Source organism: Dietzia maris (assembly GCF_036287335.1).
GTDB classification, from domain to species: domain Bacteria; phylum Actinomycetota; class Actinomycetes; order Mycobacteriales; family Mycobacteriaceae; genus Dietzia; species Dietzia cinnamea.
The window spans coordinates 1,341,282-1,355,845 of the sequence record NZ_CP143053.1; the positions used below are offsets into that span (position 1 = coordinate 1,341,282).

A 14,564-nucleotide genomic window follows, 5' to 3' on the forward strand; every position below is an offset into this window, starting at 1 on the left:
CGGGCCGGACCTCCTCGGAGAAGGAGATCCGGCCCGCGGTCGGGTGCAGTCGGGGATCAGTGCTCGTCGTCGCGACGAGTACGGTTCTCCTCCTGCAGCGTCGTGAGCATCGAGTGCTCGCGGTGGTGCTTGTCGTGCTCGGCCTCGTCGAGCAGGCGCGACTCCTCGACCGGGTCGGGGGTGAGCGCACCGCGCGGGGGCCGACCCGCGACGCCGAGCTGGTTCATCTTGGTGGGCACCTTCGCGCCGGCGTATTCGAGCGGGACGGCGTGGCCGTGCTCGTCGATCTCGCCGAGGGGCTGGTGGACCTCGATGAACTCACCCTGCGGCAGCCGCATGATGATGCCTGTCTCGATGCCGTGCTCCAGCACCTCGCGATCCGAGCGCTGGAGGCCCAGGCACAGACGGTAGGTGAAGAAGTACACCAGCGGCGGCAGCAGGATGAGCCCGATGCGTCCGGCCCACGTCGTCGCGTTGAGCGAGATGGCGAAGTGGTACGCGATGAGGTCGTTGGATCCCATCAGGACCAGGACCACGTAGAAGGTGATCGCCATCATGCCGGACGCGGTACGGACCGGCACGTCGCGCGGACGCTGGAGCAGGTTGTGGTGCGCCTTGTCGCCCGTGATCTTGGCCTCGATCTGCGGGTACAGGAACATCAGCACGACCATGGCGCCGAGCATGACAGCCACCCAGGTGGTCGCCGGGATCGTGTACGGGCCGAGGTAGAGCTCCCAGGCCGGCATCACACGGGCGCCGCCCTCGGTCCACAGCATGTACCAGTCGGGTTGCGAACCGGCGGAGATGTGCGACGGGTTGTATGGCCCGAGGTTCCATATGGCGTTGATCGTGAACAAGCCCGAGAAGAGCATGAGCATGCCGACGGTGATGGCGCCGAACGCGATCGACTTGACGGCGAAGACCGGGAGGATCCGGACGCCGACGACGTTCTTCTCCGTGCGGCCGGGCCCGGGGAACTGCGTGTGCTTCTGGTACCACACCAGCGCGAGGTGAGCGGCGATCAGCGCGAGGATGATGGCCGGGATGATCAGCACGTGCAGGACGTAGAAGCGGGGGATCATGATCTCGCCGGGGAAGTCCCCGCCGAAGATCATCCAGTGCATCCAGGTTCCGATCACGGGCAGACCCACGATGATCCCGGAGGTGATGCGGAGGCCGGTGCCCGAGAGCACGTCGTCCGGCAGACCGTAGCCGAGGAAGCCCTCGACGATGCCCAGGAGCAGCAGCACGCAACCGATGGTCCAGTTGGCCTCACGCGGGCGGCGGAACGCGCCGGTGAAGAAGATGCGGATCATGTGGACGACCATCGAGGCCACGAACAGCAGGGCCGCCCAGTGGTGGATCTGTCGCACGAAGAGTCCGCCACGGACCTCGAACGAGATGTCCAGCGCGGTCTCGTAGGCACGAGACATCTCGATGCCGTTGAGCGGAGCGTACGCACCCTGGTAGATCACCTTCGACATAGAGGGGTCGAAGAACAGGGTGAGGTAGACACCCGAGATCAGCAGGATGATGAAGCTGTACAGGGCGATCTCGCCCAGCAGGAAGGACCAGTGGGTCGGGAAGACCTTGTTGATCTGCCGGCGCAGACCCTTGGCCATGGTGTACCGCGCGTCGAGGCCGTCGCCCAGGGACGCGAGTCTTGTGTTAGTGCTCATGAACGACGCTCCCAGAAGGCGGGTCCGACCGGCTCGACGAAGTCACCGTTGGCGACGAGGTAACCCTCGCTGTCCACGGCGATGGGCAGCTGCGGAAGCGCGCGGGCGGCGGGGCCGAAGACCGGCTTCGCGTACTCGAGCGCGTCGAACTGCGACTGATGGCACGGGCAGAGGAATCGATGGGTCTGCTGCTCGTACAGCGAGGTGGGGCAGCCGAGGTGGGTGCAGATCTTCGAGTAGGCGTACAGGTCGCCGTAGTTGAAGTTCTCCTGGCCCTTGCGCTTGACGACGCGGGCCGCGTCCTCGGGGCGGAAACGGATCAGCATGACCGAGTTACGCGAACCGTGGATCGAGTGCATGTGCTCCTCGAAGTTGCCCAGGGCGCTCGCGGGCAGCGGGAAGACGGACTCGAGGCCACCGGCGGCGAGGTCGTCGACGCGGATGCGCTCGAGGCGGCCCTCACCGGCGGGGGGATGCCCGTCGGGGTAGACCTTGCCGGTGTCGCGGCCGAGGTACACCTTCTCCGGCGGCAGGCCGTCGGGGCGGTTCTCGGAGGCGAGGGTCCAGCCGGTGGTGTGGAGGGTGCCGTCACCGGAGAGGGTCATCTCTCCGCGCTTCCACGGGTTCTTGATCATGCCGCCGAGGGGCAGGATCGCGGACAGGCCGATGAGGCCGACGCCCGCGCCGAGGAACCCGCCCATGACCTTGCGGCGGCCGATGGTGGACGACTTCCACGAGTCGTTGAGCTCGGCGACGATCGTGCGGCGGTCGACCTCGTCGGACGGGCCGTCGTGGCGCGTCTGGACCGAGATCTCCTCGGGGACGAACTTCTTGGTGAACTGCACGGCGCCGAAGCCCAGGAACAGGATCGACAGGCCGATCGTGCCGCCGAGGAGCGGCGTGTAGGCCATGTACAGCCAGAAGCCGTCCTCACCCTCGCCGCGGTACTCCCACGGCCAGAAGAGGTAGACGACGGCGAAGGCGAGGGCGAACAGTGCCGACAGGGCGAACCAGGTGGTGACGGTGCGCGCGGCGCGCTTCTCGGCGCGGGTGGTCACGCCCTCGGGCCAGCGGCTCTCGCGGTGCCGGATCTCGACTCCGTCGAGCCGGGTGCCCAGCTCGACGAGCTCGGCCTCGCTCATGCGGTCCAGGTCCGCCGGTGACGGGTTGTTCGGGGTCTCACTCATGAACGGGATCCGATCCACAGGGTCGCACCGATGAGGGCGACGATGCCGACAAGCCAGATAGCCACGCCCTCGGTCACCGGGCCGAGACCGCCGAGGCCGTAGCCACCGGGCGAGACCTTGTTATCCGTGGCCTTGATGTAGGCGATGATGTCCTTCTTCTCGTCAGGCGTGAGCTGCCGGTCCGAGAACTTGGGCATGTTCTGCGGGCCGGTGAGCATGGCCTGGTAGATCTCCTGCTCGTTGGCAGGGTCCAGAACCGGCGCGTACTTACCGCCGGAGAGTGCTCCGCCGCGGCCGGTGAAGTTGTGACAGGACGCGCAGTTGAGCCGGAACAGCTCGGAACCGCGGGCGATCTCCTCGGCGGTGCTCTGCCCGGAAGCGCCCCGCAGCGACTCCTGCGCGATCGTGCCGTCGGCTTTGGTGATGATGCCCGGCCCGCCGCCGTGGAGGTCGACGTAGGCCGCGAGAGCCATGATCTGCTGCTCGCTGTAGCGGGGCTTCTTCCGCTCGGCCTGCGCCTCGTTGTCCGCGGCCGGCATGCGGCCCGAGTGCACCTGGAAGTAGGTGGATCCCGCGCCGACACCGACGAGGGACGGGCCGCGGTCCTCGACACCCTGCAGATTCTGCCCGTGGCAGGTGATGCAGGCGACGTCGTAGATCGACTTGCCCTCGGCGATGAGTGCGGCCTGGTCCTGCTGGGCCGTCGCCACCTGCGGCTCCGGGACGACGGCGGTGGCGATGGCTCCCGCTCCGAGGAGGCCGGCAGCGATGACGAGCGCGCCGGTCGCCTTACGGCGCCGCTTGGTGGAGGCCGACCGCGTCGGGGTCGTCGCCAGGTCCGGCGACGGCGTATCCGCAGCGGGTGGGTGAGGTGAGTTCATTGTGAGTTCCCTTTGGTGTTGGGACCTGCTGGACACAGCGTCCTGCGGCCAGCTGACTACTGAATGAAGTAGATGGTGACGAAGAGGCCGATCCAGACCACGTCGACGAAGTGCCAGTAGTAAGACACCACGATGGCGGCGGTGGCCTGCGCCGGGGTGAACCGCGACATCGTCGTACGCATCACGAGAACGACGAAGGCGATGACGCCCGCGGCGACGTGGAGGCCGTGGAAGCCGGTGGTGATGAAGAAGACGGACCCGTAGACGCTGGAGGAGATGGTGGTCCCCTCGAGGTACAGCATCACGTACTCGTACGACTGGCCGATGAGGAAGACGGTGCCCATGACTGCGGAGATGACGTACCACCGCCGCAGTCCGAAGACATCGCCTTGCTCGGCGGCGAAGACGCCCAGCTGACACGTGAACGACGACGCCACGAGGATCACCGTGATCGTCAGGGCGAACGGCACGTTCAGATGCGTCGGGTAGGAGGGCCAGTCACCTCCCGAGTTCGCCTTGGAGACGAAGTACATCGCGAACAGGCCCGCGAAGAACATCAGCTCCTGGGACAGCCAGATGATGGTGCCCACACTGACCATGTTCGGCCGATTCAGCGAATGAACACGCTGGGCCATGGCCGATCCTGAGTTATCTACTGCGCTCGTCACGTGGCCAAGTATGACCCCTGAGGTGGGGCGAGTCTGCATGGACCCCCGAAATCGGCGTGTCCCCTCAGCGTTTCCGCAGGTCGCCTCGGATACATCACGGTCAGGGGTCGGAAATCGACCCCCTTGCAGGGGCTATCAGCGGCCTCTCAGGCTGATCGGCCCGGGCGGTCGCGGGCACCGTGACAGGGGACGGCGCGGGCGGCGGCGGTGCCGGGGTGGCACGATTGACCCCGTGTGACCGGCCCCTCTGAGCGCCGGTTCCGTATCTATGAGACCAGAGGAGGTCGGGACACGTGGGCAGTTCGGCGGCGATCGACGGGGGCCGGTCCTGGCCCGGAGTACTCGGCACTCTCACGGCGGAGGTGGACCTCGATCCGGCGGACGCGCGGTGGGCGATGTCGCGGATCATGGAGGGCGTCGCGACCGATGCGCAGATCGCCGCGTTCGGAGTGGCCCTGAAGATGAAGGGTGTCACCGGACCCGAGCTCGAGGTGCTCGCCTCGACGATGCTCGACTACTCCCGCCGCGTGCCCACGGACCGCGCCTGCGTGGACATCGTCGGCACCGGCGGCGACCGGCAGGGCACCGTGAACATCTCGACGATGTCGTCATTGGTGGTCAGCGCGTGCGGTGTGCCCGTCGTCAAGCACGGCAACCGGGCGGCGTCCTCCAAGAGCGGAGGGGCGGACGTCCTCGAGGCGCTCGGCGTGGCGATCGATCTGGGGCCCGAGGACGTGGGGCGTTGTCTCGACGAGGTGGGGGTGGCCTTCTGCTTTGCCCCCGTGTTCCACCCCGCTCTGCGCTTCGCCGCGACGCCGCGGCGGGAGATCGGCATCCCGACCGTCTTCAACATCCTGGGGCCGTTGACGAACCCGGCCGCTCCGACGGCGAACCTCATCGGCTGCGCCTTCGAGAATCTCCTCTCGGTGATGGCGGAGGTGTTCGCGCTGCGCGGCCGATCGGCTCTGGTCGTCCGCGGTTCCGACGGGTTGGACGAGATCACGATGACGGGTCCGACCCGGGTCCTGCGGGTGTCCGACGGTCAGGTCGACGAGGACCGGATCGAGCCCGCCGACTTCGGGATGAGCACGTGCTCGATCGAGGATCTCCGTGGCGGCGACGGGGTGCACAACGCCGGGGTCGCCCGGGATCTCCTGGCGGGGAAGACCGGGCCGGTGCGTGACGCGGTCCTGCTCAACTCCGCGGCGGCGCTGGTGGCGTTCGACGGGCTCGACAGAGATGCGGACCTGGTGACCGCGATGCGTGCGGCCGTGGACCGGGCGGCGACGGCGATCGACGACGGCGAGGCGGCGCGTCTGCTCGAGAAGTGGGTCGGTTTCAGCGCGAACCGGTGAGTCAGGCGTGGCGGTGATCGGCGGCCGCGTGTTCGGCCCGGTCAGCCCAGTCCGTCAGGGTGTGCGCACCCTGGACGGGGAGCGTCCAGCAGCCGTCGACCGAGACGATGCGGGTCTGCGTGGAGTCGATCCATCGGTGGACGTTCTGAATCTGGGCCCGGGTCGCCCCGGCGAACGGCCCGGGTGCGGGCTGCACGGTGGCCGCGGCGGCCCGTAGTCCGTCGATGACCGGCATGGGCGCGGCTCCGGGTGGAACCGTGCCGGATCCGGCGAGCCGGCCGTGGCGGACGACCGCCACCGCCCAGGCCCGGCGGGGCGCCGGTTGGACGAGCACGATCTCTGCGAGCGCGGCGGTGGCGACCAGCTCCTGCCGGCGGGCGAGTACCCGGATGAGGGCGGCGGTCCTGTCGCGCAGTCTCGCCCCGCGTTCGAAGGCCCCGCCTGCGGCCAGTCGGTCGATCTGCTCCACGAGCGCATGCAGCGGGGCCGAATCACGCCCGTCGGCGAGCGCCGCCCAGCTCTCGGGCGCGGGCCGACCGCCGAAAGCCTCGAGGAGGTCCTCCCAGGCGGTGCGCGCGTCCTCGGCGCGGCGGAAGGGTCCGATCGCAGTGGGATCCTCCGGGACCCGGACGATCGTCGGGCGGCTGGCGCGGCCGGTGGGAGGGGAGAGCCACCAGCCTCGCCGGGGGCTGCGGGACCGTCTGTTGAACGGTGGCTGCAGTGAGTCGATGAGTTGTTCCTCGACGGTCCACGCCTCGAGGAGGTGGGCGCACGGCACTGAGTCCACCGATGCGGCCAGGCCGACCATGGTGCGCATCCGTCCTCGGGTGTCCCCGCCGGAGTAATAGGAACGCGCGCGACGACGCACCGAACCGGACGAACCGACGTACAGCGGCCCGCCGGCCTCGTCGCGGAAGACGTAGACCCCGGGACCGTCGGTGAGCGACTCGGTGAGGGTCGCGCGACGTCGGATCTCGGGAGCCAGGCGGCCGTCGTACGCCAGCAGCTCCGAAAGGGTGGACACCCCGCAGTCACCGACCCGCGAGATGAGGGCGTGCAGTACGTCCACGGTGGCACGCGCGTCCTGCAGGGCGCGGTGATTGGGCTCGACCGTGGCGCCCAGGTGTGCGGCCAGGACCCCGAGCCGGTGGCCACGCGTCTCGCCCGGGTGCAGCACCCGCCGGGCGAGCGCGAGGGTGCACACGGACGGGGGATCCGGCCACCGGTGGCCCGTCGCTGCCGCGGCGGCGCGGAGGAAGCCGAGGTCGAACCGGGCGTTGTGTGCCACCAGGACCGCCCCGCGCGAGAACTCGAGGAACGTCGCCATCACCTCGCCGAGGGACGGCGCCCCGACGAGATCCTCCGGTGCTATTCCCGTCAGCCTGCTGATGTGCCCCGGTAGGACACCGTCGATCGAGACGAAGGTCGACAGCTCCGCCTGCACCTCGCCTCCCCTGACCCGGACGGCGCCGATCTCGGTGATCTCGTCGCCGCCCGGCCTGGTGCCGGTGGTCTCGAGGTCGACGACGACGAAGGTCACCTCGGACAGCAGCGGCTCGAGCTCGTCGAACGCGGCCTGCACGCCGACGGGTGCCGGTGAGGTGGACGGGGGCATGACGGAGACGGTAGCGGCGGGGTCCGACATCGCCGTCCGTGGGCGGCGGCGGGGCCACGGACCGGGGGAGTGTGTCGTACCCGGTTCCTAGGGTGCGCCCCGGGCCGACCGCCGCGGGCCGCATCGCGGCTCGATAACGAACGGGCAACACGCCCAGGACGGAATGTGAGATAGATCATGGTGTCGATGGATTGCGCTCGCTGCCCGGCGGTGGCGGGCGACTGTGAAGGCTGCATCGTTTCCCTGCTTCTCGGCGAGAAGGGCCAGGTAGATGAGCTTTCTCCGGAGTCCTGCGGGTACGTGCTGGACCCGGAGGTGCGGACGGCGATCGATGTCCTCCGAGCCGCGGGCATGGTGACGTCCATCGACATCCTGGCCGCGGAAACCGCCGCGTGAGCGGGGAACTGGACTTCGGCGAGATGGTTTCGTAACCTTTTCGAGACCTCGGAAGTCATTCCCCGCCCGCCGGTGGGGAGCCGGGGTCACGCCTAAGCGCCCGAGGGCGCGCCGGGGAACCACGTTCCACTGGGGTGAATCGCTCGACGACCGGGAGGTCGGCGAGCGTAGGACAGACTTCCGTGTCCGAACCCGTCAGCTAACCCGGTCGGTGTCGCAGGAAGAAAGAGGAAAGTCTCTCGTGGGAGTCCACAGCATCAAGACCAGCTCGACCGGCCGCCGCGTGGCCGCCGCCGGACTGCTCGCCGCCGGAGCCGCTGTCGCGGGCTCCGGGACCGCGTCCGCCGCGCCCGTGACCGTCGACGTCCCCGTCGAGCTGCGGCTGCCGGGTGTTCCGGCCCAGGTCACCATCGACGTCCCGGAGGGCATCGCACTTCCGGCCGGCCTCCAGCAGGCCGCCCAGGCGGCCCCGGCCGCTCCGGTCGAGTTCGCCACCCCGGCGCCCGAGATCTCCACCGGCCAGCGCATCCTGGACGCGGCCACCACTCGTGTCGGCTCGCCCTACGCGTGGGGAGCGACCGGCCCCAGCTCGTTCGACTGCTCCGGCCTGACCTCGTGGGCCTACAAGGAGGCGGGGATCTCGATCCCGCGGACGAGCCAGGCTCAGATCGGCGGCGGCACCCCGGTGGCCAAGTCCGACCTGCAGCCCGGCGACATCGTCGCCTTCTACAGTGGCGCGTCCCACGTCGGCATCTACGCCGGCAACGGTCAGGTCGTCCACGCCCCGTACTCCGGTACCTCCGTGAGCTACGCGTCGCTGGACTCGATGCCGTTCTACGGCGCCACCCGCTACTACTGAGCGGGTCGGCTCTCCGACTCCTGCACACCCCGCCTGAGACCGGTCGCGTACCGGCCCCGGGCGGGGTGTGTCGTATGTAACATCCCCTCTCGGGAGCCGGACGCCTCTGCAGGCGTTCGGACCGGCCCAGCCCAGGCGCACCCCGGATCCGAGAGACCGACGACAGCAGATGAAGCCCCGTCCCCGCGTGAGCATGGTCGCCGCCGCTGCGGCCGCGGCGGTCGTGGTGCTGCTGGCCGTCGCCGGTGTCACCGCTCAACCCACCGCCACTGCTCAGCCCACCGTTCCCGTCGCCGCCTCCACGACGACCGCGGCCCCCGCGGCTGACGCTCCCCCCACTCTGAGCGAGAGCGCGGTCGATGCGCCGGCCTCCGCCTCGCGCGGTGCTCCGGAGGGCTCCGTGTCCGCGGCGGGCGAGGACCTGGCCGAGTTGGCGCGGCTGTCCGAGGCGGCGGGGGCTCTCGGCGAGGAACTCCACCTGGCCCGCGCGGAACTCGACCGCGCCGAGCGGGAGCGGGATCGCCTCGAGCGGGCCGCCGGGGCAGCCGCCGGCCGAGCCGCGGTGGCCGACGGTGCGGCCGTGAGGGATCAGTCCCTCGTCGACCACCTCGCCGCCATGAGGTACCGCGGTGGCGACCCGGGCGCGACCCGTGCCGCGATGCTCGCCGAGAGCCCACGGGACCTCGTGCACAGATTGGACGCGCTACGCCGGCTGTCCGGCGCGACCACGAGCGCACTGGACGCCTCGCGGGCGGCCTCCGAGACTGCCGCACGCCTCCGGGATGACGCCACCAGGGCCGCGGATGCTGCGCGGGCCTCCGCTCGCGCGGCGCGAGAGCACGCCGATCACCTCGACCGGCGCATGGCCGAGATGCGCGAACTCATGGACGAGGTACGTCGCCGCGTGGACTCCCTGTCGGACGGGCAGCGGGCCCTGTGGGTCGGCGGGCCGGTGATGCCCGCCGGTTACGTCGCCCCGCCCGTGGACGACGCCAACTCGGCCGCGCTCCGCGTGGCACTGACCCGGCTCGGCGCTCCGTACTCGTGGGGCGCCACCGGTCCCGACGAGTTCGACTGCTCCGGGCTCATGGTGTGGTCGTACGCCCGGGAGGGCAAGACCCTGCCACGATCGAGCCAGGCGCAGGCGGTCTCCGGGGCGCCCGTGGCGATGCGGGACGCCCGTCCCGGCGATCTCGTCATCTACTACCCGGAGGCGACCCACGTGGGGATGTACGCCGGCGACGGTCTGGTGCTGCACGCCCCGACCTACGGCGTCCCCGTCAGACTGGAGAGGGTCGACGCTATGCCGATCCACTCGATCCGACGGTACTGACCGCGCGCGGACGGCCCCGTGACGTTCCCGGGGCGCACGGTCGTGCCGGGTCGCGCGGGGCCGGTGTAGGTGCTGTGGCAGGCTCGGAGTCGATGACCAAGACCCTGCTGATCACCAACGACTACCCGCCGCGCCCCGGCGGGATCCAGTCCTATCTCGAGACGTACCTGAGCCACCTCGACCCCGCCGAGGTCGCGGTCCTCGCGTCGACGTTCCGCGGTGCCGAGTCCGCCGAGTACGACGCGTCGAAGCCCTATCTCGTGGAGCGCGTACCCACCGAGATGTTGCTGCCGACGCCGGACCTGGCGGCCCGGGCGCGTCGCCTCGCCTCGGATTTCGGGGCGACGACGATCTGGTTCGGGGCGGCCGCCCCGCTCGCGGCCATGGCCCCGGTCCTGCGTGAGGGGCCCGTGGAGCGGGTCGTGGCGAGTACCCACGGGCACGAGGTGGGATGGTCGATGCTCCCCGGGTCGCGTCAGGTCCTGCGCGTGATCGGGGAGTCGACCGACGCGATCACCTACGTCAGTGACTACACGCGAAGGCGCGTCTCCGCGGCCTTCGGCCCCCGGGCACGGCTGGTGCGTCAACCGGGCGGTGTCGACACGGAACGGTTCCGCCCGGACCCGGTCAGGCGCCGGGCGATCCGGGACCGCTACGGGGTCGCGGACCGCGACGTGATCGTGTGCCTGTCCCGTCTCGTGCCGCGGAAAGGTCAGGATGCGCTCATCCGCGCGATGCCGGAGATCGCCCGACGGGTGCCCGGGGCCGTCCTCGTCGTCGTCGGCGGGGGGCCGTACAGACGGACGCTCGAGGGGCTCGCACGCCGGTACGGCGTGGCGGACCGGGTCATCTTCTCCGGCCGGATCCCCGCGGACGAGATCGTCGACCACCACCGCATGGCCGACGTCTTCGCGATGCCGTGCCGCACGCGCGGCGGCGGGCTGGACGTGGAGGGACTGGGGATCGTCTACCTCGAGGCCTCGGCGTGTGGCGTACCGGTGGTGGCGGGGCGTAGCGGGGGAGCGCCGGAGACGGTCCGGGACGGGCGGACCGGACTCGTGGTGGACGGGACCTCGCGGCGCGAGATCGTCGACGCGGTGGCCGGGCTGCTCGAGGACCGTCCGCGGGCGTCCTCGATGGGGCTCAGTGGCCGCCGTTGGGTCCTCGAGAACTGGCGGTGGGAGGACCTGGCGCGGGACATGCAACGCGTGCTCTCGGGGGAGTGACCCGCGAGAGCACGCGTCCGGGCCGTCGTGCCGTCCGGCTCGGCCCGACCGTCAGGCCGCGCCGTCAGGCGTAGAGGGCCTCGATCTGCTCGGCGTACTTCTGGTGCACCACGTTGCGCTTGACCTTGAGCGACGCGGTGAGCTCGCCGGTCTCCTCGGTGAACTGGTCCGGCAGGACGTGGTACTTCTTGATCGACTCCGAGTGCGACACGCTGCGGTTCGCCCGCGCCAACGCCTGATCGAGGTGCTCGATCATGTCGGCGTCCTTGAGCAGCTCGTACAGCGACCCCGACTTGTCGTGGTGGGACTTCCAGCGCTCCAGGGCCTCCGGATCCAGGGTCAGCAGGACGGAGACGAACGGCTTGCCGTCGCCCACACAGACCGCCTCCGCGACCAGGGGATCGGCGCGCAGGGCGTCCTCCAGCTGGTTGGGAGCCACGTTCTTGCCGCCGGCCGTGACGATGATCTCCTTCTTGCGGCCGGTGATCGACAGGTAGCCGTCCTCGTCCAGCGAGCCGAGGTCGCCGGTCCGGAACCAGCCGTCCGTGAAGGACTCGGCGGTCGCCTTCTCGTTCTGCCAGTAGCCGGAGGCCACCACGGGGCCGCTCACCTCGACCTCGCCGTCCTGGGCGATACGGACGGCGCACCCGGGGAGCGGCTGGCCGACGCTGCCGATGCGCATGTGGCCCGGGGTGTTCACCGTGATCGCGGCGCACGTCTCCGTCAGGCCGTAGCCCTCGAAGATGTTGACCCCGATGCCGTCGAAGAAGTGGGTCAGCCGGTCACCGAGGGCCGCGCCGCCGGAGATGGCGACCTCACAGCGTCCACCGAGGGCGTTGACGAGCTTGGCGTAGACGAGCTTCGAGAAGAGGGCGTGGCGCAGCCGGAGGAGCGGACCCACGCGGCCATCGCCCCGGTTGGCCTTGGAGTACGCCACGGCGGTGTCGGCCGCCTTGTCGAACATCCACGCCTTGACCGTGCCGCCGTCCTGGGCGGTCGCCCGGGCCTTGTTGAAGACCTTCTGGAAGACGCGGGGGACCGCCAGGATGTAGTGCGGCTTCATCTCGCCGAAGGTGTCGACGAGGTTGGTGAGGTCGGAGGAGTGCGCGATCGTCACACCGGCGTGGAAGCCGGCATAGGTGATCGCGCGGGCCAGCACGTGCGCCAACGGGAGGAACATCACCGAGGTCGCGTCGATGCGCAGGATCTGGCTGAAGGGCGTCTCGAGCACGGCGAGCGTCTCGGACATGAAGTTGTGGTGGCTGAGCATGACGCCCTTGGGGCGCCCCGTCGTGCCGGAGGTGTAGATGAGTGTCGCGGGCGAGTCGGCCCGCACCGTGGCTCGGCGCTCGTCCAGGACGGAGGCGTCGACCGAGGCGCCCTGGGCGGTGAGAGTCTCCAGAACCGGTTCGGCGCCGTCGATCACGAGGACGTCGGAGACCTCGAGCCCCTCGATGCCCTCGCGGGCCGTCGCCGCGTGGGTGTCGTTCTCGACGATGATCAGCTTCGCGCCGGAGTCCTCCATGATCCACCGGATCTGGTCAGCGCTCGAGCTGTCGTACACCGGCACCGTGACCGCCCCGACCGCCCAGATGGCGAAGTCGATCAGGTTCCACTCGTAGCGCGTGGCGCTGAGCAGGGCGACCCTGTCGCCCGCCTGGACGCCCAGGGCCACGAGGCCGCGGGCGACCGTGCGGACCTCCTCGGCGAACTCACGGTTGGTGACGTCCGTCCACCGCCCGCCGACGGGCTTGAGGAACGCCACGTTCTCCGGGGTCTGTTCCGCTCGGTCGTAGGCCGACTGAACGCAGGACCAGTCGTCGGGGACGGTGAAGGTGGCGGGTGCCGCGACGTATTCGCGCAAAGGGTCCTCCCGGTGGTGACGTTCGTCGTATGTCGGTGACCACACACTATCGCCGCCCCGGCACGGCGACCACGGCGACCGGCACCCTCAGGACTCGGCGTGGGCGCATCCCGGGTCGGGATGTGTGAAGCTGGAGGGCATGAGCGAGCACGACGGCGCCCCCGAGGTCTGGCCGACCAGAGACTCCACCGTGGTCGACGCGTCGGTGGCGGACGTCATGGCGGTCATCGCCGACTTCGCGGCCTATCCGGAGTGGTCCACGTCGATCGACGCCGCCGAGGTGCTGTCGACGGGAGCGGACGGTCGCCCGGACAGAGTGCGGTTCCAGCTGCGGGCGGGCGCGATCATCGACGAGTACGTGCTCGTCTACTCCTGGTCGGCGGACCACCGCTCGGTGGAGTGGCGCCTCGAGAGCTCGACGCTGCAGCGTGACCAGCGCGGGTCCTATCGTCTGGAACCCGTGGAGGCCGGTACGCGGGTGGACTACGAGCTGGAGATCGCACTGACCGTGCCGGTGATCGGGAGTCTGCGCAGCCGTGCGCAGCGACGCATCCTGGGCGACGCGCTCAGCGAGCTCAAGCGACGGGCCGAGTCCCGGTGAACCACACCCGTGTGGTCGTCGTCCTCGGCGGCGACCCGGCCGAACGCGCCGGCGTCACCGGCGAGCTACTCGCGGAGTCCGGGCGGACCGCCCTGGTCCTGACCGGGCACCCTGATGCCGTCGACCCCCGTCTCGACACCTCCGACGAGGGCCCGGTCGAGGTTCGCGCGGACGACCCGACCGCGAGGTTGGAGGCGTTCCGATCCGGCGCCGCCGACCCGGATGACGAGGTCCTGGCCGCACTCTCCGCCGGCGGCGACACGCCGCTGGCGGCCGTGCTCGGCTGGGAGTACGCGCGCCGCGCCGCGGCATCCGGTTACTGGGACGTCGTCGTGGTGGAGCTCGACGGGGACCTGGCCGCCGTCCGCCGCATCGCCGCGGCCGGGGAACTGGCCGCTTTCGTCGAGTCGAGGTGGCCGGCGAACGTGCGCTTCGCGTCCATGGCCGCCGGCGCCCGTGCGGATGCCCGGGTCCGGGAGGCGCACCGGCTCGCGCTGCTCGCCGGTGACGTGGCCGGCTTCCTCGCCGGCCCGCTCGAGGTGATCGTCGTCGGCCGCGCGCCGGAACGGACGGCCGCGATGGCTGCGCTCGCGCGCGGCGCCGTGCGACCCGAGGTGGTGCCCGACGGCGCCGGGGGATACCGCGTCGAGTACGCCGTCCCGAACGCGCCCTCCGCGCCGGCGTCGGTCCAGGGCGACCGGCTCCGCCTCGAACACGACGGTTTCCGCGCCGTTCTTGGCCTGCCGCCGCTGCTGACCCGCTGCGTCCTCGTCGACTCGACCTTCGACGCCGGCGCCGGGCGCGTCCGGCTACGCTTTCTCCCGGATCCCGATCTGTGGCCGCAGAACCTCGTGCCGACCGGTTCCGCCGACACGGCCGGGTAGTATCCGCATTCGTCGA

General features: G+C 70.3%; 13 protein-coding genes and 1 riboswitch. Of the genes, 7 read left to right on the forward strand and 6 right to left on the reverse strand.

The window, feature by feature from the left end; all coding sequences use genetic code 11:
• Positions 1-56 precede the first annotated feature (56 nt).
• Genes qcrB through ctaE form a run of 4 tightly spaced genes read right to left on the reverse strand, consistent with a single transcriptional unit; the run spans position 57 to position 4,415 of the window.
• Entirely contained in the window at positions 57-1,679 is a 1,623-nt protein-coding gene (gene qcrB, locus VYL96_RS06130) for a cytochrome bc1 complex cytochrome b subunit (protein WP_131886080.1), read from the reverse strand.
• A complete protein-coding gene (gene qcrA / locus VYL96_RS06135) occupies positions 1,676-2,866 on the reverse strand; it encodes a cytochrome bc1 complex Rieske iron-sulfur subunit (RefSeq protein WP_131886079.1) in 1,191 nt (396 codons plus the stop codon). The genes qcrB and qcrA overlap by 4 nt, the downstream gene beginning before the upstream one ends.
• The gene (gene qcrC / locus VYL96_RS06140) at positions 2,863-3,747 is read right to left on the reverse strand and encodes a cytochrome bc1 complex diheme cytochrome c subunit (protein ID WP_131886078.1); all 885 of its coding nucleotides are present in this window, start codon (positions 3,745-3,747) and stop codon (positions 2,863-2,865) included. Before qcrC ends, qcrA begins: the two co-directional genes overlap by 4 nt.
• A 56-nt stretch (positions 3,748-3,803) precedes the next feature.
• Positions 3,804-4,415, reverse strand: a complete 612-nt coding sequence (gene ctaE, locus VYL96_RS06145; RefSeq protein ID WP_131886077.1) for an aa3-type cytochrome oxidase subunit III — start codon at positions 4,413-4,415, stop codon at positions 3,804-3,806.
• A 293-nt stretch (positions 4,416-4,708) separates the two neighbouring features.
• On the opposite strand from ctaE, the gene trpD reads away from it, so the two are divergent.
• Complete coding sequence (gene trpD, locus VYL96_RS06150; protein ID WP_131886076.1) at positions 4,709-5,770, forward strand: anthranilate phosphoribosyltransferase; 1,062 nt, start codon at positions 4,709-4,711, stop codon at positions 5,768-5,770.
• A 1-nt stretch (position 5,771) separates the two neighbouring features.
• Here trpD and VYL96_RS06155 read toward each other — a convergent pair whose 3' ends face one another.
• Positions 5,772-7,385, reverse strand: a complete 1,614-nt coding sequence (locus tag VYL96_RS06155) for a DEDD exonuclease domain-containing protein (protein ID WP_243699743.1) — start codon at positions 7,383-7,385, stop codon at positions 5,772-5,774.
• Positions 7,386-7,562: 177 nt separating this feature from the next.
• Between VYL96_RS06155 and VYL96_RS06160 the strand changes: the two genes are divergently transcribed.
• From VYL96_RS06160 to VYL96_RS06175, 4 genes are all read left to right on the forward strand, one after another.
• A complete protein-coding gene (locus tag VYL96_RS06160; RefSeq protein WP_131886074.1) occupies positions 7,563-7,781 on the forward strand; it encodes a hypothetical protein in 219 nt (72 codons plus the stop codon).
• A gap of 79 nt (positions 7,782-7,860) precedes the next feature.
• Positions 7,861-8,010: riboswitch (cyclic di-AMP (ydaO/yuaA leader) on the forward strand.
• Between the two features lie 12 nt (positions 8,011-8,022).
• Positions 8,023-8,640, forward strand: coding sequence for a C40 family peptidase (locus tag VYL96_RS06165; RefSeq protein WP_131886073.1), 618 nt, complete (start codon positions 8,023-8,025; stop codon positions 8,638-8,640).
• A gap of 169 nt (positions 8,641-8,809) precedes the next feature.
• Entirely contained in the window at positions 8,810-9,973 is a 1,164-nt protein-coding gene (locus tag VYL96_RS06170; protein WP_131886072.1) for an NlpC/P60 family protein, read from the forward strand.
• Positions 9,974-10,065: 92 nt separating this feature from the next.
• Complete coding sequence (locus VYL96_RS06175; RefSeq protein ID WP_131886071.1) at positions 10,066-11,199, forward strand: glycosyltransferase family 4 protein; 1,134 nt, start codon at positions 10,066-10,068, stop codon at positions 11,197-11,199.
• A 64-nt stretch (positions 11,200-11,263) separates the two neighbouring features.
• On the opposite strand, the gene VYL96_RS06180 is transcribed toward VYL96_RS06175, so the two are convergent.
• A complete protein-coding gene (locus VYL96_RS06180) occupies positions 11,264-13,063 on the reverse strand; it encodes an AMP-dependent synthetase/ligase (protein ID WP_007632186.1) in 1,800 nt (599 codons plus the stop codon).
• A 139-nt stretch (positions 13,064-13,202) separates the two neighbouring features.
• On the opposite strand from VYL96_RS06180, the gene VYL96_RS06185 reads away from it, so the two are divergent.
• Together VYL96_RS06185 and VYL96_RS06190 are read left to right on the forward strand one after the other, a co-directional pair.
• Entirely contained in the window at positions 13,203-13,664 is a 462-nt protein-coding gene (locus VYL96_RS06185; protein ID WP_131886070.1) for an SRPBCC family protein, read from the forward strand.
• Positions 13,661-14,548 (forward strand): hypothetical protein, encoded by an 888-nt coding sequence (locus VYL96_RS06190; RefSeq protein WP_131886069.1) that lies wholly within the window; start codon positions 13,661-13,663, stop codon positions 14,546-14,548. Before VYL96_RS06185 ends, VYL96_RS06190 begins: the two co-directional genes overlap by 4 nt.
• The last annotated feature ends 16 nt before the right edge of the window (positions 14,549-14,564 follow it).